We start from the raw sequence: 20,072 nt of genomic DNA, 5'->3' as shown, positions 1-20,072 counted from the left end.
GGGCATACCGGGCCATGGTCACCAGGGCTTCCGGCGGGCGCACCCCGAACCGGGCGAACGGCGTACGGCCGTGCCGCGGCGCACGGACCCGCGCGCGCGGTGTCCGGTTCGGGGCGCGGAGCGCCGTTCAGGACCGGTGCGTCCCGGCGCCGCCCCGTCCGTCCGGCCACAGGCGTGGCCTGCGGCGGGCCGCCAGGTCCTCCACCCAGCCGAAGCAGATCACGCAGGCCGCGGTGAACAGCCAGACGGCCGGCAACTGGGGCCACGGGCTCTCCAGGACCCAGGGGGCGTCCGCCTCCAGCCAGGAGATGCCCCACAGCCGGTCCCACAGGGCCTCCACGATCCCGATGCAGACGTTGTGCCACAGGTAGATCGTCACGGCCCGGGAGTTGAGCAGGGTGATCAGCCGGTCCCAGCGGCGCAGCTTGGCCGGCCACTCGGACCAGGACGGGCTGATGTGCAGGAGCAGCAGCACCGCGGCGAAGGACCACAGGGACTGGGCGAAGGGCATGTCGTCCAGGTCGTGGCCCTCCTTGAGGTCGTGGGTCAGCATGTACCAGAGGCCGATCCCCGCCACCGCGGGCGCCAGCGACGGCACCGCGTACCGGGGCAGGCGGCGCAGGACGCCCTCCTGGTGCGCCATGCCCAGCAGCCAGCACGCGCCGAACGCCCCGAAGTCGCTGAGCTGGGCCTCGAGCCGCCAGCCCGGCACCGCCAGCGAGCCGAACTCCAGGGCGGCGGACAGCGCGACGGGCGCGAGGATCGTCGGCCAGGGCAGCCGGCGCAGGGCGCGCAGCAGGAGCGGGGAGAGCAGCACGAACCAGAGGTAGGCACGGATGTACCAGAGGGGGACGCCCATGTCCCCGGCCCAGCCGTCGCTGATCAGCCCGTGCACGCCGGGCAGGCCGTCGCCGTACGGCGGGTCGCTCAGCGGCAGGATCCAGTACGCGAGGTGGAGCCACCACCAGCCGGGGCGCCCCTCGTCGTCCGGGCCCCAGCCCGCCACCAGCATGCCCGTCACCCCGACCGCACCCAGCAGCCACAGCGGGGGCAGCAGCCTGCGCAGCCGGCCCCGTACGACCTCCGGCGCGGGACGGCGGGCCAGCGAGCGGGCCATGAGGTTGCCGGCGAGCGCGAACATCACGCCCATGGAGGGGAAGACGACGGGCAGCCAGGCCCAGCCCATCAGGTGGTAGAAGACGACCCGGAAGAGGGCGACGGCCCGGAGCAGGTCGAAGTAGCGGTCCCGGCCGCCCCCCTTCTTCCGGCCGCCCTTCTCCCCGGAACCCTTCTCCTCCGTACCCGTCTCCTCCGAGCCCCGCCGCTCGGGGGCTTGCCGGTCGGAGACCTGCGGGTCGGAGCGCCGGTGGGAGCCCTCCCGTTCCGGACTCAGCCGATCCGGCGCGGCGTTCGGGGCAGAGGGGTGGGGAAGCTCGGGCAACTCGGCGGTGGACTCCGTCGGGTGGGTGCTCATCAGACCGCTCCTCCGTCCGCGGTGACCGCCGCGCCGGGCGGTGCCGCCACCTGGCCCTTGCGGCGGAGCTTCTGCCAGCGCAGCCGGCCGCCGGTGAGGGCGGTGATCCAGGACTGGAGCAGGACGATGTACATCAGCTGGCGGTAGAGGAGTTGCTGGAGCGGGAGGGAGACGAGCGGGGTGAGGCGTTCGCGGTCCAGCACGAAGGCGTAGGCCGCGCAGCCCGCCTGGACGGCGAGCACGCCGAACCAGGCGGCGATCGTCTTGCCGGTCGGCCCGAAGAGCAGGCCGTAGACGAGGAAGAGGTCGATGAGCGGGGCGAGGAGCGGGGCGACCACCATGAAGAGGGAGACCAGCGGGAGACCGACGCGGCCGAAGCGGCCCGACGGTCCGCCCTCGACGAGGGCCCGGCGGTGCTTCCAGATCGCCTGCATGGTGCCGTAGCACCAGCGGTACCGCTGCGACCACAGCTGCTGCACGGATTCCGGGGCCTCGGTCCAGGCGCGCGCCTTCTCCGCGTACACGACGTGCCAGCCGTCCCGGTGGATGGCCATGGTGATGTCGGTGTCCTCGGCGAGCGTGTCGTCGCTCATGCCGCCGACCCGGTCGAGCGCGCTGCGGCGGAACGCCCCGACGGCCCCCGGGATGGTGGGCATGCAGCGCAGCACGTCGTACATCCGGCGGTCCAGGTTGAAGCCCATCACGTACTCGATGTGCTGCCAGGCGCCGATCAGCGTGTCCTTGTTGCCGACCTTGGCGTTGCCGGCGACCGCGCCGACCTTCGGGTCGGCGAAGGGCTGGACGAGTTCACCGACCGTGGAGGGCTCGAAGACCGTGTCGCCGTCCATCATCACGATGAGGTCGTGACGGGCGTTGGCGATGCCCCGGTTGAGGGCGGCGGGCTTGCCCGCGTTGAGCTGCCGGACGACCCGGACGCCGGGCAGGTGCAGGTCCTCGACGATGCGGGCGGTGCCGTCGCTGGAGCCGTCGTCGATGACGAGGATCTCGATCGGGTGCTCGCTCTTCATCAGCGAACGCACCGTGCTCTCGATGCACTTGGCCTCGTTGTAGGCCGGGACGAGCACCGACGCCGGCTCGGTGACGGGCGCGTCGGGCCCCCAGACGAAGCCTTTGCGGCGGGTACGGCGGGTGTGGATCGCGGAGAGCAGGAGCATCAGCCCGAAGCGGGCGAAGACCAGGACGCCGATGACGGCGAGGCCGACGACCAGGACGCCGGTGATGTCGTCCGAGGCCTCGACCAGGAAGACCCACGCCTTGCCCTTCCACAGGTCGACCCCGGTGACCGGGGTGTGCGCGCTCGGCGCCTCCAGGGCCTCGGTGAGGTTCTCGAACGTGTAGCCCTTGCCCTGGAGTTCGGGGAGATAGGTGTCGAGGGCCCGGACCGTCTGGTGACGGTCGCCGCCGGAGTCGTGCATGAGGACGATCGCGCCCTTGCCACCCTGCGGGGTGGAGTTGCGGATGATCTCCCGGATGCCGGGCCTGCGCCAGTCCTCGCTGTCGGCGGTGGTGAAGACGGTGAGGTAGCCGCGGGTGCCGACGAACTGCGTGACCGGCCAGGAGGCGTTGTCGAGGGCGTCCGTGCTGGAGGAGTACGGCGGCCGGAAGAGCGAGGTCCGGATCCCCGCGGCGCCCGCCAGGGCGAGCTGGTTCTGGGTGAGCTCCCAGTCGATGCGCTTCTTCGACTGGTAGGAGAGGTCGGGGTGGTTGAAGGTGTGCAGTCCGATCTCGTGGCCCTCCTCCACCATCCGCCGGACCAGGTCCGGGTAGCGGGAGGCCATGGTGCCGGTGATGAAGAAGACGGCGTGCGCGTGGTGCTTCTTCAGGACGTCGAGGACCTCGGGGGTCCACTTCGGGTCGGGCCCGTCGTCGAAGGTGAGCACGATCCGGTGGTCCGGCACGTCCAGGCTGGCCTGCTGCCCGTTGCGGGTGTCGACGACCGGCCCGCCGTCGAGCACCTTCTGCGGCACCTTGTCGGCGGCGGCCTCGGGGCGGATGCGGTAGTCGGCGAGGATCTCGCTGTGCACATAGCCGCGCAGCATCAGCATCGCCATCATCGCCATCAGCACGACGAGCGGCAGCAGATGACGCAGCCGGAGCGACACCAGGCGCCGGCGTTCGGGGGACCGCGGCACGGCGTGCGAGGAGCCGCCGGCCGCGCGTCCCAAGGCCCGGACCCGCCCCTGCCCCGGGCCGGAGCGCCGGCCGGAGGACCGCCGCCCTCCGCCGCGCGGCCCGCCGGCCGAGTCGCCTCCCGGCGCGTCCCCCGTCGGCGGTGAAGCGGACGCGGCCTGGCCGCCGGTCGAGTGCGCGGACTGCCCGACAGCTGACCTTCGGGTCGAGCGGCGGCTGGTACGTGGTGCCATGAGAGGTGGTTCTCCGGGGACGAGGTCGGGCGAAGGTACGCGCCGCGAGCTGAAGCGGCGGGGAGCGAGGATCAGGACCTCGCTGACAGGGTGCGGACTTCAAGTGCTGGGCCCCGTCGCACCGGGGCTGTCGCACCGGGGCTGTCCGCGTCGGGTCCGGTGCGCCGGGACCGGCGCGCCGGGATCATGAGGCGTCGGGGCTGTGGTGCCAGGGCCTGTCGCGTCGGGACTGACGCGCCGGGGCCCTGTCGTGTCGGGTTGTCGTGTCAGGACCCGCACCCGTGACGCGAGCCCTTGACGGGCCTGCGGGTTCGGATCCCCGGGGGCCGGGCCCCGGGATCCGGACCCGGTCTTCCGGCGGGGGTGGAGCCGTGGTGGAGCCGAGCGGCCGGAGGCGGATCGACAGGGAACGCTCCCCGCCGCCCGGTGGCCGGAGTCCCGGCCCGGTCGTCGGGAGCTCCCGCGCTCAGGGCCGGAACCCGGGCCCGGTCGTCGACGGCCGAAGCCCTCGCGGTCCCGGCCCCGGAGCGGGAACCGACTCCCGCCCCGGGAGGCCTGCACCCGTTCCGGGGCCAGGTCGCCCGAAGCCCCGGCCCGGGCCCCGGTGACCGAGACGGCCGCCCCGGCCCGGGAGGCCGAAGCCCCGTCCGGAGTCCGGCGGGCCGAAGCCCGCGTCCCGGGCCCGGGAGGCCGAAGCCCCGGTCCAGGCCCCGTGACCGGCTCGATCCGCGCCCCCGAAGGCCCGGGGTCGCCGCGACCACCACCGCCGCCGCCGCAACAGCAACAGCAACAGCAACAGCAACAGCAACAACGTCGATCCGGTGTCCGCGGAAGCCGCGATCGCCGCCGAAGCCACCGTCGAAGCCGGATCCGGATCCGGATCCGAAGCCGAAGCCGAAGCCGAAGCCGGTCGCAGGATGTGGGGTCCGCCGCGTGCCGGGGCCGGTGCCGCCCGTGCCGTCCATGGCCATCGGCCGGCGACTCTCACGGGTCCCGTTCAGGCTGCCGGGCTCGATGCCGCCGGGACCGGTTCCGGCGGGCCGTCGGCGACCGTGGTGGAGGCCCCTCCGGCCGGGGACGGCGAGGAGACGGCGGACGGAGAGGCGGCGGGCGAGGACGCCGGCGGTGGCGTGGACGGGGGCGGCGCGACCACCGGGCTGCTCGGGCCGGACCCCGAGGGGACCGAGGCCGTGGGGCCGGTGCTGGGACGCGTGGTCCCGCTCGCCGAGGGCCGGGCCGCCGTGGACGCCCCGCCCGACGGAGCCGCGCTTCCCGACGTGCCGGGCGCCTTGCTCGCGCCCTTCTTGCCGGACACCGCGCCGGACGCGGGGGCGGTGGCGCCCGGGGCGCCCGGCACCGCGCCGCCGGGAACCCCGGGGCGCGGGCTCGCGGACTCGTCGGGCTCCGCCGTGCTGTCCACCTTGCCGGCCGCCGGCTTGTCGTCGGCCTGGCCCGGCACGGGGACCGGCAGCCAGGGCGCGCCCGCATTGCCCGAGAGCAGAGCGGCCACGATGACGACGGCGTACGCCCCGCAGGCGATGGCCACGACGATGCCGATCCGGCGGAACGTACGGCTGCGGCGGCCCGATTCGTCGACGAACACCGGGACGTCGGCGTCCGCACCGTCGGACCGCCCCTTCTTGAGGGAGTCGAGCTGGACGGTCACCTCGCCCGGGTCGCTCCCCTCCCCGTCCGCGCCGCCCGGCTCCTCTCCCCAGGGGTCCCGGAGTTCGCTCGACCGTTCGTTTTCGGAAAGGCCGTTCGAGATGTTCGACGGCGCCAGGAGACCGCTTTCTCGCGGTACGTCCATCAATGACCGGTATCCGGCGCTCTCTCCGGCCATGGGTGCCAGCGACTGCCCCCCGACCCCGGCCAGACTCTGCGATCCCGCCCCCAGTGCCGGCACGTCCCGGGTCGGCGATGCCGCCTCCGGCCAGTGCGGTTGGGCGTCTTCTCGCCAATTCTTCATGTGCTACTTCCCCCCACGGAACTGTTCCGGGTGCGCCGACGACCCTGAGCGCACGTCGACGAAACCGGGCCCCCACCCAGCTCCAGCGCCCCATTTATCCCATTGCGCTCAGATCTATGAATCTAGCGCAGGCTTGGGCCCTGTGTTCGCGATGTGTCATATATGGACAGAAGTCATGCCCATGTCCATGGCTGAAAATCGCCCCTGGCTCGACCTCGGCGGTCGCACTTCGATCACCCCGATCCCGAAAGTGACCCTCGATGCGCATCAAAGATCGAGGGGGTCAGGACGTTTCGGCGCATCGGTGACACAACGGGACACTCCGCCGACTCAGAAGAAGAGGCGGAGAGCCGTCCCAGGCATGGCCGGAAAGTTCACTGGCGCCAACACCGGATTGCCCGTTTTCCCCACCCGCCCCATTGACGTGACCACAGCGGCCACATAACTTCCCCGTCGAAGCGCTTCGACGTCACCCATCGAATCGATTCGATGGACGCACCGTGACGCCCTCAGACCCATCCGACTCCCCCGGAGGCACAGGATGTTGACGGCACGAAGGCGTGTGATGGCACGGCGGGGAACGGCGAGCGCGGCGGCGCTCCTCGCGGGATCCCTGCTCCTGGCCTCCTGCGGCGGCCCCGACGGCGGCGCCGCCGACGCGGAGACCCTGCGGCTGTGGCACTACGAGGCCCCGAACAGCGCGATGGGCGCGGCCTGGACCGCGGCGATCGAGGAGTTCGAGACCCGGCACCCGGGCGTGAAGGTGGAGTTCGAGGAGAAGAGCTTCGAACAGATCCAGAAGACCGCCCCGATGGTCCTCAACTCCTCGGACGCGCCCGACCTCATGGAGTACAACAAGGGCAACGCGACGGCCGGCCTGCTCTCCCGGCAGGGCCTCCTCACCGACCTGTCGGACGAGGTGACGAAGCGCGGCTGGGACAAGCTGCTCAGCCCGGGCGTGCGCACCACCAGCCGGTACGACACGAACGGCGTGATGGGCTCCGGCAAGTGGTACGGCGTGCCCAACTACGCCGAGTACACGATGGTCTACTTCAACAAGGACCTGTTCGCGAAGCACCGGCTCGCCGAGCCGAAGACGTTCGACGACCTGGTCGCGGCGATGGACACCTTCGTCAAGCACAAGATCACCCCGCTCGCCAACTCCGGCGCGGAGTACGTCGCCCAGCAGTACGTCTACCAGCTGGCCCTGTCCCGGGCGGACCGCTCCTGGGTGGACTCCTACGAGCTGTACCGGGGGAAGACCGACTTCCACGACACGGCCTGGACATACGCGGCCGACACCTTCGCCGACTGGGTGAAGAAGGGCTACATCGGCAAGAGCTCCACCGGCGCCAAGTCCGAGGAGGCGGGCGTCTCCTTCCTCCAGGGCAAGGCGCCGATCCTGTTCTCCGGCAGCTGGTGGTACGGCCGCTTCCAGGACGAGGCGACGTTCGACTGGGGCACCACCCTGTGGCCCGGAGCGGACCTCTCCCCGGGATCGGGCGGCAACCTCTGGGTGGTGCCCAAGAGCGCCCGGAACAAGGAGCTCGCCTACGACTTCATCGACATCACCCTGTCGAAGAAGATCCAGAACCTGCTCGGCAACAAGGGCGGTATCCCGGTCGCGGCCGACCCCGCCGCCATCACCGACCCGAAGTCCCAGGAGCTCATCGCCCACTTCACCACCCTGTCCGGCCGCGACGGCCTGGCCTTCTACCCCGACTGGCCGGTCCCCGGCTTCTACGACGTCCTCGTCTCCGAGACCCAGAAGCTGATCAACGGCAGCGGGAAGCCGGACGGCTACCTGGACGCGTTGCAGGAGGCGTACGACAAGGGCGTACCGAAGACATGACGGCGACCGCCGAACGGGGCGGGCGGGTGAGCGGCGAGCAGGACGGACCCGTTCCCCCGCGCCGTGCCCGCGACTCCTACGCGCTGTTCCTGCTTCCGGGCGTCGTCGCCTTCCTCGCCGTCGTCATCGTCCCGTTCCTGATGAACACCGGGGTGAGCCTCACCGACTGGCAGGGCGTCGGCCGCCCCGAGTGGGCCGGGCTCGCCAACTACCGCGAGCTGACGGACGACGCGGAGTTCTGGGAGAGCTTCCGGCACAGCCTGTTCATGGTCGTCGCGATGGCGGTGCTCCCCACGGGCCTCGGACTGGTCCTGGCCGCCGCCCTGTCCGACTGGGTCGGCAAGCACTTCGGCGGCCGGACGGCGTCCGTCCTGCGCGCCTGCTTCTATCTCCCGCAGGTGCTGCCGATCGCGGTGGCCGGCATCGTCTGGAGCTGGATCCTCGCGCCCGACGACGGCTCGCTGAACGAGCTCCTGCGCGTCGTCGGCCTCGGCTCCTGGCGGCACGACTGGCTCGGCGACCCCGACCTCGCGCTCTACAGCGTCATGGGCGTGATGGTGTGGGTGCAGCTGGGGTTCCCGCTGGTCGTCTTCATGGCCGGGCTGGAACGCGTCGACCCGCAGCTGTACGAGGCGGCGGAGCTGGACGGCGCCGGCTGGTGGCGTCGCTTCCTGCACATCACGGTGCCGCAGCTCCGCCCGGAGGTCCACGTCGTCCTGACCTGGTGCACGATCGCCGCGCTGAAGGTGTTCGGCGCGGTGTACGTCCTGACGAAGGGCGGCCCGGGGGGCGCGACGAACGTCCCCTCCTACTTCTCCTTCGCCACGTTCTTCGAGAAGACGCAGGTCGGCTACGGCGCCGCGATCTCCACCGTGCTCACCGTGATCATCCTCGCCCTCTCCCTGGTCGGCCTGCGGCTGCAGACCCGGGCGGAGGACGCGGAGGAAGGACACCGGACATGAAGGCCGTGCGCGCCCTGCGCCGCTCCCCGGTCCTGCTGGCCCTGTGCCTGGCCGCCCTCTTCATGGTCGTCCCCTTCGTGATCGTCGCCGTGAACGCGGTCAAGTCCCCGGCCGAGTACGCGCGGAACGGCCCGCTGAGCCTGCCCGACGGCCTGTACCTGGACGGTCTGAAGGACTTCTGGGAGCGCGTCGACTACAGCCGGAAGCTGCTGAACTCGGTCCTGATCAGCGGCTCGGTGGCGGTGGGCGCGGTGGTCCTGTCGGTGCTGAACGCGTACGCGATCGGCATCGGGCGGATCAGGGGCCGCACCTGGATCCTGGCCTTCTTCGTGCTGGCCACGATGCTTCCGCAGGAGGCGCTGGTCTACCCGGTGTACTACCTGAGCAAGGAGGCCGGACTGTACGACACCCGGCTCAGCGTGATCATCGTCTTCACCGTGATCCAGGCGGCGTTCGGCACGTACCTGCTCTCCTCCGTGCTGAGCCGGTTCCCGCGCGAGATCATCGAGGCGGCCCGGATCGACGGCGCCGGCCGCCGGCAGGTGCTGTGGCGGATCGTCGTCCCCGTCAGCCGGCCCACCCTCGGCGTGCTGCTGGTCTTCTTCTTCGTCTGGACCTGGAACGAGTTCCTGCTCCCGCTGGTCATGCTGATCTCCAACGACAACCAGACCGTGTCGGTGGCCCTCGGCGTCCTGCAGGGACAGCGCCTGATGGACGCCACGATGACCGACGCGGCCGCCCTCCTCGGCGTGCTCCCGGCCCTCGTCTTCTTCCTCGCCTTCCAGCGGACCCTCACGCGCGGCATCGCCGTGGGCGCCGTGAAGGAGTGAGGACCGAGCAGTAAGGACCCCCACCCATGAAGTTCACCGACGGTTACTGGCTGCTGCGCGAGGGCGTCACGGCCGCCCACCCGGCCGAGGTCCTCGACGTCACCGCGTCGCACGGCGCGCTGGAGATCCACGCGCCGACCCGGCCCATCCGCAGCCGCGGCGACCTGATGACGGGACCGGTCATGACGATCACCGCCCACAGCCCGATGCGCGACGTCGTCGGCCTCACCCTCACCCACTTCACCGGCGAGCGGCCCCGCGAGCCCGCCTTCGAGCTCACCGGGGCGCAGCCCGCCCCCCGGCTCTCCTACGACGACGCGTACGCGACCCTGACCTCCGGCGCGCTCTCCGTGAAGGTCGCCCGCTCCGGCCCCTGGCACGTGGAGTTCCTCGCCCATGGCCGCACCCTCACCTCCAGCGGCCCCAAGGGCATGGGCATCATGCGGGACGCGGCGACCGGCGGCCACTACCTGCGCGAACAGCTCGGCCTCGGCGTGGGCACGTCCGTCTACGGCCTCGGCGAGCGCTTCGGGCCGCTCGTGCGGAACGGCCAGGTCGTCGACATCTGGAACGCCGACGGCGGCACGGCGACCGAACAGGCCTACAAGAACGTGCCGTTCTACCTCACGGACGCGGGCTACGGCGTCTTCGTCGACCACCCGGGCAAGGTGTCCTTCGAGGTCGGTTCGGAAGCGGTGTCGAGGGTCCAGTTCAGCGCCGAGACACAGGAGTTGACGTACTACGTCATTTACGGCCCCACCCCGAAGGACATCCTCCGCACGTACACCGCCCTGACCGGCCGCCCCGCCCTCCCGCCCGCCTGGTCGTTCGGCCTGTGGCTGTCGACGTCGTTCACCACCTCCTACGACGAGGAGACGGTGACCTCGTTCATCGAGGGCATGCGCGAGCGCGAACTCCCGCTCTCCGTCTTCCACTTCGACTGCTTCTGGATGCGGGAGTTCCACTGGTGCGACTTCCGCTGGGACCCCCGGGTGTTCCCCGATCCGGAGGGCATGCTGACCCGGCTGAAGGCCAAGGGCCTCCACATCAGCGTGTGGATCAACCCGTACATCGCCCAGCGGTCGCCGCTCTTCGCGGAGGCCAGGGAACTCGGTCATCTGCTGCGGCGGCCGGACGGGAGCGTCTGGCAGTGGGACCTGTGGCAGCCCGGCATGGCCCTCGTCGACTTCACCCGTCCCGCCGCCCGCGACTGGTACGCGGCCAAGCTGGAGGCACTGCTCGCGCAGGGCGTCGACTGCTTCAAGACCGACTTCGGCGAGCGCGTCCCGGTCGACGTGGCCTGGTCCGACGGCTCCGACCCGGAGCGGATGCACAACTACTACACGTACCTCTACAACCGCACGGTCTTCGACGTGCTGCGCAAGCACCGGGGCGAGGGCGAGGCGGTCGTCTTCGCACGGTCGGCGACGACCGGCAGCCAGCAGTTCCCGGTGCACTGGGGCGGCGACTGCGAGGCGACGTACGAGTCGATGGCGGAGTCGCTGCGCGGCGGGCTGTCCCTGGGGCTGTCCGGGTTCGGCTTCTGGAGCCACGACATCGGCGGCTTCGAGGGCACGCCGACACCGGCGCTGTTCAAGCGCTGGCTGGCCTTCGGCCTGCTGTCCTCGCACAGCAGACTGCACGGCAGCTCCTCGTACCGGGTGCCCTGGCTGTTCGACGAGGAGTCGGTGGACGTGCTGCGGCACTTCACCCGGCTGAAGCTGCGCCTCATGCCCTATCTGTACGAGGCCGCCCGCGTCGCCCACGAGGAGGGGACGCCGATGATGCGGGCGATGGTGCTGGAGTTCCCCGAGGATCCCGGGTGCGCCCACCTGGAACGGCAGTACATGCTCGGCCCGGACCTGCTGGTGGCGCCGGTGTTCAGCGACGCGGGGGACGTGACGTACTACGTCCCCGAGGGCGTCTGGACCCACTGCCTCACGGGCCGGACGGTGACCGGGCCGCGCTGGGTGCGCGAACGCCACGGGTTCCTCGGCCTGCCGCTGCTGGTGCGGCCGGGCGCGGTGCTCCCGATGGGCGACCGGGCCGACCGGCCGGACTACCGGCACGCCGACGGCGTCACCCTGCGCGCCTACGGTCTGGAGCGCGGCGCCCAGGTGACGGTACGGGTGGGGGACGCGACCTTCACCGTCGTACGGGAGGGGGGCACCCTGCGCGCGTCCGCGAGCGACCCCCGCGCGCCCTGGGCGCTGGCGGCCGGGGACCGGGTCGCCCGGGCGGCGGCCGGCACCGGGTTCCTGACCCTGGAGACGCCGGACGACGGGGAGCGCGGCTGATGGTGAAGATCACCGATGTGGCACGGCACGCCGGGGTCTCCCCCAGCACCGTGTCGTACGCGCTGAGCGGCAAACGTCCGATCTCCGAGGAGACCCGGCGGCGGGTCGAGGAGGCCGCCCGCGCGCTGGGCTACCGCCCGCACGCCGGCGCCCGGGCGCTGGCCAGCAGCCGCTCGAACGTGCTGGCGCTCGTCGTGCCGCTGCGGGCCGGCATCCATGTCCCGGTCGTCATGCAGTTCGCGGTGTCGGTGGTGACGGCGGCCCGGCGGCACGACCACGACGTGCTGCTGCTGACCCAGGAGGAGGGCGAGGAGGGGCTGCGCAGGGTCGCGGACACCGCCCTGGTCGACGCGCTGATCCTGATGGACGTCCAACTCCACGACCCCCGGCTGCCGTTGCTGCGCTCCCTGGACCGGCCGTCCGTCATGATCGGTTTCCCGCTCGACGCCGACGGGCTGACCTGCATCGACCTCGACTTCCGGGCGGCGGGTGAGCGGTGCGTGGAACATCTGGCGCAGCTCGGGCACCGGGTGGTCGGGCTGGTCGGGTCGCCGCCCGAGGTGTACGTGCGCGGGACGGCCTTCGCGCAGCGCGTGGTCCAGGGGTTCACCTCGGCGGCCGACCGGGCGGGACTCGCCTCCGCGGTCCACCCCTGCGAGGCGACTCCGGCCGCGGCCCGGCGGGTCGCCGAACAGCTCCTGCGCGAGCAGCCGGCTCTGACGGGGGTGGTGGTCCACAACGAGGCGGTCCTGGAGCCCCTGGTCGACGCGTTCGAGCAGTGGGGCCTGCGGGTTCCCGGCGATCTTTCGGTCACGGCGATCTGCCCGGACGAGCTCGCGACGGGGCTCCGGGTCCCGGTCACCTCGGTCGCGCTGCCGTCGGCGGAGGTGGGCGAGCGGGCCGTGGAGCTGCTGATGCGCAAGCTCGACGGTGAGACCGTGCCGGGGGCGACACTGCTGCCGCCCGTGCTGACCCGGCGGGCGAGCACCGCGCCGCGGACGGTCAGTCCACGCTGACCGGGTTGCCGAGGCGGGTCCCCAGCAGCGCGCAGGACACGCCCTGGACGCCCTCGTAGCTGACGGTGCGGCCGGGGGCGAGTTCCCGGGCGAGTCGCTGGGCCAGCGTCTCGCCCTCCTCGTGCAGGCGCACGAACGCGGCGTCCCAGAGGCGGTCGTCACGGTCGGCCAGCCAGGTGTTCATGGCCGCGTCGATGCCGCTCGCCCAGGCGGACAGGTCGGCGACCAGGTCGGCGGACAGACCGAGGGCGGCGGCGGGGTCGTCCGGGGCGAAGTCGTCGTGGGGACCCCTGCGGAGCGGAAGCGCGTGGTACTCGCCCAGGAGTGTGATGTGCGGCGGATCGTCCACCGGGCCCTCCCTCTCTTGCCCTCGTCACGGCATCTGCTCGCGTCACGGCGGGTGCTCCGGACACGGCCGGTGCTCCGGACACGGCTCTTGTTACGGCAAGAACCCCGCCGCTCGGAAGCGACGGGGTTCTTGTTCACATGGGATGAGTGGAGATGGCGGGAATCGAACCCGCGTCCAACGGTGCAGAATCAGGGCTTCTCCGTGTGCAGTTCGCTGCGCTTTTCTCGGCCCCGGTGATCACGCGAACAAGTCGCCGACGGGCCCAGTCACTGTTTGATTTCCCATCCGACCCCGTGACCGGGCCAGATGGTTTAGTTCCCTAGATTATGCCAGGATCCGGGCCGGGAACACTCCCGGGCTGACACCCTTTAGGGTCCTACATCACTGCTTATCAGGCAGCGAGGGCGTAGGACTGGGAATCGCTCTTGGTATTGGCGATTATTTTTTGCGACATATGGTTTACGAGATCATTGCCGCTTCCTCGACACGCTTCCCCTGCTTCAACAGTCGCTGTCGAAACCGATCATCCCCATGTTGATTTTTCAATCCCTCCGAGGAGGGCTCGTGCCTGCTGTGCGGCACTGGTGCCATCGTACGTGACCAACGCCCGGCGATGCCACTGTATTCCCGGCGACCCCGCGCACGACGGCCGCGCGCGGTGTGCGGCGGCTACGCGTGCCGCTGCCTGCGCTTCGCCGCGGCGATCACCCGCTCGGTCTCCCGGCGGTCCTGCTGCTCGCGCAGGGTCTGCCGCTTGTCGTACTCCTTCTTGCCGCGCGCGAGCGCGATCTCGGCCTTCGCCCGGCCGTCCTTGAAGTAGACGGCGAGCGCCACGATCGTGTGGCCCGTCTCCTCGGACTTCACCGCCAGCTTGTCGATCTCCTCGCGGTGCAGGAGCAGCTTGCGCTTGCGGCGCGCGGAGTGGTTGGTCCAGCTGCCCTGGAAGTACTCGGGGATGTGCGCGGCGTGCAGCCACGCCTCGTTCCCCTCGATCTGGACGAAGGCGTCGGTCAGCGAGGCGCGCCCCTCGCGCAGCGACTTCACCTCGGTGCCGGTCAGGACGAGTCCGGCCTCGTAGACGTCGATGATCGCGTAGTCGTGCCGGGCCTTCTTGTTCTGCGCGACGATCTTGCGCTTGCCGTCCTTGACCTTGCCGGACGCGGCCGCCCCGCCCTGCTTCGGCTGGGACTCCTTCGGTACGTACATTCCCTTGCTCATAGTGAAGCCAGTTTCGCACCCGGAGGCCCGCTGAGGGAAAGCCGATTACGGAGCCGTCGCTCAGGGCGCGTCCCCGAGACCGCTCAGCACGGTCTCGGCCCGCTGGAGCGCCCCGTCCTCCGCCTCCAGGTCGGGGGTGATGCCCCGGCCGTCCACCCCGTGCCCGGAGGGGGTGCGGTAGTGCCCGACGGTGAGCTCGGCGACGGAGCCGTCGGGCAGCCGGCTAGGCATCTGGACCGAGCCCTTGCCGAAGGTGCGGGACCCCACGACGATCGCGCGGCCCCGGTCCTGGAGGGCTCCGGTGAGCAGTTCGGCGGCGCTCATCGTGCCGCCGTCGACGAGCGCGACCAGGGGGCTGGTGGTGTCGCCGCCGCCCTCGGCGTGCAGGGCGCGCTGGTCGCCGTCGACGTCGTAGGTGGCGACGAGGCCGCCGTCGAGGAAGGCCGACGCGGTGGAGACGGCCTCGGTGACCAGGCCGCCGGAGTTGCCGCGCAGATCGAGGACGATCCCGGCCCCGGCCGGGGCCCGGCGCACGGCGCTGCGCACGCTGTCCCCGACGCCCTTGGTGAAGGCGGCGACGGTGATGACGGTGGTGTCGCCGGACAGCCGGTGGACGGTGACGGAGTCCGTGGACAGGAGCGCCCGGCGCAGGGTCTCGGTCCACGCGCGCGTGCCGCGCTCCAGGCCGAGACGGACGGTGCTGCCGGCCGTCGCGTCCGTGGCGTCACCACGCAGTAAGGAGACGACGTCGGTGACCGGGAGCCCTTCGACGGACCGTCCGTCCACGCTGCGCAGCCGGTCGCCCGCGCGGAGCCCGGCGGCGGCCGCGGGCGATCCCGACCGCACCTTGGTCACCTCGATCCGGCCGTCCCGGTCGCCCCGCGCCTCCAGGCCGACGCCGGTGTACCGGCCGTCGAGGGACGCCTCGAACTCCTCGTACTCACCCTCGGAGTAGACGGCCGCCCAGCGGTCGCCGCTGCGGCTGACGGCGCGCTCGGCGGCCTCCATCGGGGACTTGCCGTCCGCGGCGGCCTCCTCGGCGGCCCGCGTCACGTCCTCGGAGCGGCCGGCGGCGGCCGGGGAGGGGGCGGCGCCCGAGGCGCCCCGCCCGCCCTGCGCGGGGTCGCCCGGCAGGGATCCGGTGGCGGCGCCGGCGACGAGCACGCTCGCGAACACCAATGTCAGGGCGGCCCCGCGGCCGAAGCGGCGGGGCTGACAGAACAGGTCACGGCCTGACATGGCGGTGAGTCTAGGGGAACGCGAAGGGCCGTACGGTCGGTTGACCGTACGGCCCTTCGGGGCATGCGTCACACCTTCAGGTACTTGCGCAGCGCGAAGAACGCGGCCAGCGCGGGCATCAGCAGGCTCGTGGCGAGGATGAGCGGAAGCTTCGTCAGCACGGCGTCCCAGCCGATGAAGTTGATCAGATTCAGCTTCTCGGAGAGGGCCAGGCCGTTGTCGATGATGAAGTACCGGGCGATCACCAGGAACCCGCAGGCGACCGTGCCGCCGATCAGCCCGGCCACCGCGGCCTCGGCGATGAACGGCGCCTGGATGTAGAACCCGGAGGCGCCGACGAGCCGCATGATCCCCGTCTCACGCCGCCGGCTGAAGGCCGAGACGCGCACGGTGTTGACGATCAGCATCAGCGCCACCACGAGCATCAGCGCCATGACCGCCCGCGCCGCCCAGTTCATGCCGTTGAGCAGCCCGAAAAGGTTGTCCAGGATGCCCTTCTGGTCCTGCACGGACTGCACGCCGTCGCGCCCGTCGAAAGCGGTCGCGATGACCTGGTACTTCTCCGGGTCCTTCAGCTTGATGCGGTACGACTCCTGCATCTGGTCCGGCGTGAGGGAGCTGGCCAGCGGGGAGTCGCCGAACTGCTCCTTGTAGTGCTTGTACGCGTCGTCCTGCGACTCGTACGTCACCTTCTCGACGACCCCCATCTTGTCGAGGTCGGACTTGATCTGCTTCTTCTGGTCCGCGGTGACCGCGCCCTTGGCGCAGTTCGGGTCGGACTCGGCGTCGCTCTTGTTGCAGAGGAACACCGAGACGTTGACCTTGTCGTACCAGTAGCCCTTCATCGTGCTGACCTGGTCGCTCATCAGGAGCGACCCGCCGAAGAGCGCCAGGGACAGGGCGACGGAGACGACGACGGCGAAGGTCATCGTCAGGTTGCGGCGGAGACCGACACCGATCTCCGACAGTACGAACTGGGCGCGCATGGCGAGTTGTTCAGGCCTTTCCGGGGACGTCCGCGAGGGCGGGGGCGATGGCGGGGGCGGTCAGTGCTGGTAGCCGTAGACGCCGCGCGCCTGGTCGCGGACGAGGCGGCCCTGCTCCAGCTCGATGACGCGCTTGCGCATCTGGTCCACGATGTTCTGGTCGTGCGTGGCCATCAGCACGGTCGTGCCCGTCCGGTTGATCCGGTCGAGCAGCTTCATGATGCCGACGGAGGTCTGCGGGTCGAGGTTGCCGGTGGGCTCGTCCGCGATCAGCAGCTTGGGCCGGTTCACGAAGGCCCGCGCGATGGCGACGCGCTGCTGCTCACCGCCGGACAGCTCACCGGGCATCCGGTCCTCCTTGCCGCCGAGCCCGACGAGGTCGAGCACCTGCGGCACGGACTTGCGGATCTCGCCCTTCGACTTGCCGATGACCTCCTGCGCGAAGGCGACGTTCTCCGCCACCGTCTTGTTCGGCAGCAGCCGGAAGTCCTGGAAGACCGTCCCCAGCTGGCGGCGCATCTGCGGCACCTTCCAGTTGGAGAGGCGCGCGAGATCCTTGCCCAGGACGTGCACCTGACCGTGACTGGTGCGCTCCTCCCGGAGGACCAGCCGCAGGAAGGTGGACTTGCCGGAGCCGGAGGATCCCACGAGGAACACGAACTCGCCCTTCTCCACCTCGAGGGAGACATCCCTGAGTGCGGGGCGGGTCTGCTTGGGGTAGACCTTGGACACGTTGTCGAATCGGATCACGGATGCACCACGGGTCGCCGGGGGTAGATGAGCGTGACCATACGCGAACCGGGGAGGGCGGCGCAGGCGTCGGGAGGGGTTGAGTGGGGCTTGTGCGTTTTTGTACGGGACTTTGTACACCCCCCGCTCTCCGGGTGGGCCGCGCGGCCCCCGGAGGAACCTGGCACAGTGGAGGGGGAACGTTCCCGTTCCCCGAGGCGTTGTGTACGTGGAACCGGTGCAAGGAGGGCGAGCGCATGACGTACGACCGGCTGGTGTGCGCTAACTGCGCCGCGCCCGTGAGCGAGGGCCGGTGCCCGGTGTGCCGCGCGAACCGCGAGCGGATGCAGCAACAGGAGAACTTCTTCGCGGGGCTGAACCCGATGGCGCTGATCGCGCTGCTCGCGGTACTGGTGGCGGCGCTGGCGCTGCTCGCCCACCAGACCGCGTAACCCCCGAACGCGCAGACGAAGGGGCCCGGAGCTGGCTGCTCCGGGCCCCTTCGCGTGTACGTCACGTACGGCGCGACTACCTGGCGTCAGGCAGCGGCGCCGTCACGGCCGGCCGCGAGGCGCGGCAGCACCCGGAAGCCGATGCCGCCGGCGATCATCGTGGCGGCGCCGATGATCAGGAACGTGGTCTGACCGGCACCGGTCTCGGCGAGCTCCTTGCCACCACCCTGCGCGCTGGTGTCGGCGGCGGCGTCCGAGGTGTCGGTCAGCGCGGAGCTGCCCTCCTCCTGGGTGGAGGTGCCGTCGGTGTCGGTGCCGGTACCCGCGGAGGTGCTGCCCTGCGAGGACGAGCCCGACGAGGTGCTGCCCTCGGAGGACGAGCCCGACGAGGTATTACCCTCGCTGGAGCTCCCGGAGGACGTGTTACCCGAGGACGTGTTGCCGTTCGAGGTACCGGTCGAGGTCCCCGTCGAAGTACCGGTGGACGTGCCCGTCGAGGTACCGGCAGAGGTACCCGTCGACGTACCCGTCGAAGTGCCGGTGGACGTACCCGCCGAAGTACCCGTCGACGTGCCGGCGGACGTACCGGTCGAGGTACCCGTGGACGTACCCTCCGAGGTTCCGGTGGACGTACCCTCCGAGGTTCCGGTGGACGTGCCCTCGGACGTACCCGTCGAGGTGCCCTCCGACGTACCCTCCGAAGTACCCGTGGACGTACCCTCCGAACTACCGGTGGACGTGCCGCCGGTCTCGCACTCCGGGGTGATGATGATGGTGCAGTCGTCGTCGCCGTCCATGGGGACGATCGTGCTCGTGTCCACCAGAGCGTCATCATCGGCCGAGGCGACGCCGGCGACCGTCAGCGAGGCGCCCGCGGCGATCACGGCGCCGGCGGCTATGCGCGCGAACCGGATCCGCGTCTTCTTGGTCATATAGCTGCTACCCCCAGTAGCTGAATCGTCGATGAGGCCGCGTCCGGGGCCGTGATCGACGGAGGTAGCTGAGATGTAGCTGAAGCCCCCCGGTTCACATGCGCCCCGGAGATACGCATGCCACACTGCACCTTCCCCACTTTTCAAAGCATCGTCAAGGTCGTTGCGTGCGCAATGTCCAAGTCGGGGCGCTTTGCGTGTCGTTGGTGCTGTGAATGTGATGTAAAAGGCAACCGCCCCTGAATCAGGGGCGGTTGCCTTGTCGACATAGTTACTTCTCTTGCTGCTTGCGCCAGCGAATTCCGGCTTCCAGGAACCCGTCGATCTCACCGTTGAACACGGCCTCGGGGTTGCCGACCTCGAACTCGGTGCGCAGGTCCTTGACCATCTGGTACGGGTGCAGGACGTACGAACGCATCTGGTTGCCCCAGGAGTTGCCGCCGTCGCCCTTGAGCGCGTCCATCGCGGCCTGCTCCTCCTGGCGGCGCCGCTCGAGCAGCTTGGCCTGGAGCACGTTCATCGCGCTCGCCTTGTTCTGGATCTGCGAGCGCTCGTTCTGACACGAGACGACGATGCCGGTGGGGAGGTGGGTGAGGCGCACCGCGGAGTCGGTGGTGTTCACGCCCTGGCCGCCGGGGCCGGAGGACCGGTACACGTCCACCCGCAGCTCGGACTCGTCGATCTCGATGTGGTCGGTCTGCTCGACCACGGGAAGGATCTCGACGCCCGCGAACGAGGTCTGACGGCGCCCCTGGTTGTCGAAGGGGGAGATCCGCACCAGCCGGTGCGTGCCCTGCTCCACGGAGAGGGTGCCGTAGGCGTACGGGACCTGCACGGCGAAGGTGGTCGACTTGATGCCGGCCTCTTCGGCGTACGACGTCTCGTAGATCTCGGTCTTGTAGCCCTTCTGCTCCGCCCAGCGCAGGTACATCCGCTGGAGCTTCTCCGCGAAGTCGGCGGCGTCGACGCCACCGGCCTCGGCGCGGATGTTCACGAGCGCCTCGCGGGAGTCGTACTCGCCGCTGAGCAGCGTACGGACCTCCATCTCGTCCAGCGCTTTCCTGACCGAGACGAGCTCGGACTCGGCCTCCGCGAGGGTGTCCGGGTCGTCCTCCTCCTGGGCCATCTCGAACAGCACGGCGAGATCATCGATCCGGCTGCGCAGCGCGTCCGCCTTCCTGACCTCGGCCTGGAGGTGGGACAGCTTGCTGGTGATCTTCTGCGCCTCGTCCGGGTTGTCCCACAGGGACGGCGCGGCCGCCTGCTCCTCGAGCACGGCGATGTCTGCCCTCAGCTTGTCGAGGTCCAGAACGGCCTCGATCGACTCCATGGTCGAGGAGAGGGACTTGAGCTCTTCGGATACATCGACGACTGCCACGCCTC

Annotated in this window: 16 protein-coding genes and 1 other RNA gene; 7 read left to right on the top strand and 10 right to left on the bottom strand. The window is 70.7% G+C overall.

From position 1 onward, the window contains the following. Nucleotides 1-127: 127 nt before the first annotated feature. From J2X68_RS33030 to J2X68_RS33020, 3 genes are all read right to left on the bottom strand, one after another. Nucleotides 128-1,474, bottom strand: coding sequence for an acyltransferase family protein (locus J2X68_RS33030; protein ID WP_310436278.1), 1,347 nt, complete (start codon nucleotides 1,472-1,474; stop codon nucleotides 128-130). After that, a complete protein-coding gene (locus tag J2X68_RS33025; RefSeq protein WP_310436289.1) occupies nucleotides 1,474-3,555 on the bottom strand; it encodes a bifunctional polysaccharide deacetylase/glycosyltransferase family 2 protein in 2,082 nt (693 codons plus the stop codon). The genes J2X68_RS33030 and J2X68_RS33025 overlap by 1 nt, the downstream gene beginning before the upstream one ends. 1,300 nt (nucleotides 3,556-4,855) lie before the next feature. Then, nucleotides 4,856-5,668, bottom strand: a complete 813-nt coding sequence (locus J2X68_RS33020) for a hypothetical protein (protein ID WP_310436277.1) — start codon at nucleotides 5,666-5,668, stop codon at nucleotides 4,856-4,858. A gap of 724 nt (nucleotides 5,669-6,392) precedes the next feature. Here J2X68_RS33020 and J2X68_RS33015 point away from each other — a divergent pair. From J2X68_RS33015 to J2X68_RS32995, 5 genes are read left to right on the top strand one after another with little or no spacing between them, the layout of a single operon-like run. Beyond that, nucleotides 6,393-7,679: an ABC transporter substrate-binding protein gene (locus J2X68_RS33015; protein WP_399041425.1), complete on the top strand. Its 1,287-nt coding sequence runs from the start codon at nucleotides 6,393-6,395 to the stop codon at nucleotides 7,677-7,679. Then, nucleotides 7,676-8,641 (top strand): sugar ABC transporter permease, encoded by a 966-nt coding sequence (locus J2X68_RS33010; protein WP_310436275.1) that lies wholly within the window; start codon nucleotides 7,676-7,678, stop codon nucleotides 8,639-8,641. Before J2X68_RS33015 ends, J2X68_RS33010 begins: the two co-directional genes overlap by 4 nt. Then, nucleotides 8,638-9,471, top strand: a complete 834-nt coding sequence (locus J2X68_RS33005; RefSeq protein ID WP_310436274.1) for a carbohydrate ABC transporter permease — start codon at nucleotides 8,638-8,640, stop codon at nucleotides 9,469-9,471. Before J2X68_RS33010 ends, J2X68_RS33005 begins: the two co-directional genes overlap by 4 nt. 26 nt (nucleotides 9,472-9,497) lie before the next feature. Beyond that, nucleotides 9,498-11,768, top strand: a complete 2,271-nt coding sequence (gene yicI / locus J2X68_RS33000; protein WP_310436273.1) for an alpha-xylosidase — start codon at nucleotides 9,498-9,500, stop codon at nucleotides 11,766-11,768. After that, entirely contained in the window at nucleotides 11,768-12,784 is a 1,017-nt protein-coding gene (locus J2X68_RS32995) for a LacI family DNA-binding transcriptional regulator (protein WP_310436272.1), read from the top strand. Before yicI ends, J2X68_RS32995 begins: the two co-directional genes overlap by 1 nt. Here J2X68_RS32995 and J2X68_RS32990 read toward each other — a convergent pair. From J2X68_RS32990 to ftsE, 6 genes are all read right to left on the bottom strand, one after another. Then, entirely contained in the window at nucleotides 12,771-13,133 is a 363-nt protein-coding gene (locus J2X68_RS32990; protein ID WP_310436271.1) for a hypothetical protein, read from the bottom strand. The genes J2X68_RS32995 and J2X68_RS32990 overlap by 14 nt on opposite strands. 144 nt (nucleotides 13,134-13,277) lie before the next feature. Next, nucleotides 13,278-13,664: a transfer-messenger RNA gene (ssrA, locus tag J2X68_RS32985) on the bottom strand. Nucleotides 13,665-13,802: 138 nt separating this feature from the next. Beyond that, a complete protein-coding gene (gene smpB / locus J2X68_RS32980; RefSeq protein WP_310436270.1) occupies nucleotides 13,803-14,339 on the bottom strand; it encodes an SsrA-binding protein SmpB in 537 nt (178 codons plus the stop codon). A gap of 72 nt (nucleotides 14,340-14,411) precedes the next feature. Next, on the bottom strand, nucleotides 14,412-15,590 hold the full coding sequence (locus J2X68_RS32975; RefSeq protein WP_310436269.1) for a S41 family peptidase: 1,179 nt from the start codon (nucleotides 15,588-15,590) through the stop codon (nucleotides 14,412-14,414). 68 nt (nucleotides 15,591-15,658) lie between these two features. Further along, nucleotides 15,659-16,576 (bottom strand): permease-like cell division protein FtsX, encoded by a 918-nt coding sequence (gene ftsX, locus J2X68_RS32970; protein WP_020132391.1) that lies wholly within the window; start codon nucleotides 16,574-16,576, stop codon nucleotides 15,659-15,661. Nucleotides 16,577-16,636: 60 nt separating this feature from the next. Then, on the bottom strand, nucleotides 16,637-17,326 hold the full coding sequence (gene ftsE, locus J2X68_RS32965) for a cell division ATP-binding protein FtsE (RefSeq protein WP_020132390.1): 690 nt from the start codon (nucleotides 17,324-17,326) through the stop codon (nucleotides 16,637-16,639). A gap of 236 nt (nucleotides 17,327-17,562) precedes the next feature. Here ftsE and J2X68_RS32960 point away from each other — a divergent pair, with 236 nt between their 5' ends. Beyond that, nucleotides 17,563-17,757: a hypothetical protein gene (locus tag J2X68_RS32960; protein ID WP_310436268.1), complete on the top strand. Its 195-nt coding sequence runs from the start codon at nucleotides 17,563-17,565 to the stop codon at nucleotides 17,755-17,757. Between the two features lie 291 nt (nucleotides 17,758-18,048). Further along, nucleotides 18,049-18,693, top strand: coding sequence for a hypothetical protein (locus J2X68_RS32955; protein ID WP_310436267.1), 645 nt, complete (start codon nucleotides 18,049-18,051; stop codon nucleotides 18,691-18,693). 267 nt (nucleotides 18,694-18,960) lie between these two features. Here J2X68_RS32955 and prfB read toward each other — a convergent pair whose 3' ends face one another. Continuing rightward, a complete protein-coding gene (prfB, locus tag J2X68_RS32950; protein ID WP_310436266.1) occupies nucleotides 18,961-20,067 on the bottom strand; it encodes a peptide chain release factor 2 in 1,107 nt (368 codons plus the stop codon). Between the last annotated feature and the right edge of the window lie 5 nt (nucleotides 20,068-20,072).

This window comes from Streptomyces sp. 3330, from assembly GCF_031456635.1.
Taxonomy (GTDB): domain Bacteria; phylum Actinomycetota; class Actinomycetes; order Streptomycetales; family Streptomycetaceae; genus Streptomyces.
Note: the sequence above shows the minus strand (reverse complement) of the source record. Positions and strands in the feature narration are given on the sequence as shown.

Excerpts from the sequence above, each read along its gene's own strand:
- J2X68_RS33030 (WP_310436278.1), bottom strand. The coding sequence starts at position 1,474 with ATGAGCACCCACCCGACGGAGTCCACCGCCGAGTTGCCCGAGCTTCCC.
- J2X68_RS33025 (WP_310436289.1), bottom strand. The coding sequence starts at position 3,555 with ATGGCGATGATGGCGATGCTGATGCTGCGCGGCTATGTGCACAGCGAG.
- J2X68_RS33020 (WP_310436277.1), bottom strand. The coding sequence starts at position 5,668 with ATGGACGTACCGCGAGAAAGCGGTCTCCTGGCGCCGTCGAACATCTCG.
- J2X68_RS33015 (WP_399041425.1), top strand. The coding sequence starts at position 6,393 with ATGGCACGGCGGGGAACGGCGAGCGCGGCGGCGCTCCTCGCGGGATCC.
- J2X68_RS33010 (WP_310436275.1), top strand. The coding sequence starts at position 7,676 with ATGACGGCGACCGCCGAACGGGGCGGGCGGGTGAGCGGCGAGCAGGAC.
- J2X68_RS33005 (WP_310436274.1), top strand. The coding sequence starts at position 8,638 with ATGAAGGCCGTGCGCGCCCTGCGCCGCTCCCCGGTCCTGCTGGCCCTG.
- yicI (WP_310436273.1), top strand. The coding sequence starts at position 9,498 with ATGAAGTTCACCGACGGTTACTGGCTGCTGCGCGAGGGCGTCACGGCC.
- J2X68_RS32995 (WP_310436272.1), top strand. The coding sequence starts at position 11,768 with ATGGTGAAGATCACCGATGTGGCACGGCACGCCGGGGTCTCCCCCAGC.
- smpB (WP_310436270.1), bottom strand. The coding sequence starts at position 14,339 with ATGTACGTACCGAAGGAGTCCCAGCCGAAGCAGGGCGGGGCGGCCGCG.
- J2X68_RS32975 (WP_310436269.1), bottom strand. The coding sequence starts at position 15,590 with ATGTCAGGCCGTGACCTGTTCTGTCAGCCCCGCCGCTTCGGCCGCGGG.
- ftsX (WP_020132391.1), bottom strand. The coding sequence starts at position 16,576 with ATGCGCGCCCAGTTCGTACTGTCGGAGATCGGTGTCGGTCTCCGCCGC.
- J2X68_RS32960 (WP_310436268.1), top strand. The coding sequence starts at position 17,563 with ATGACGTACGACCGGCTGGTGTGCGCTAACTGCGCCGCGCCCGTGAGC.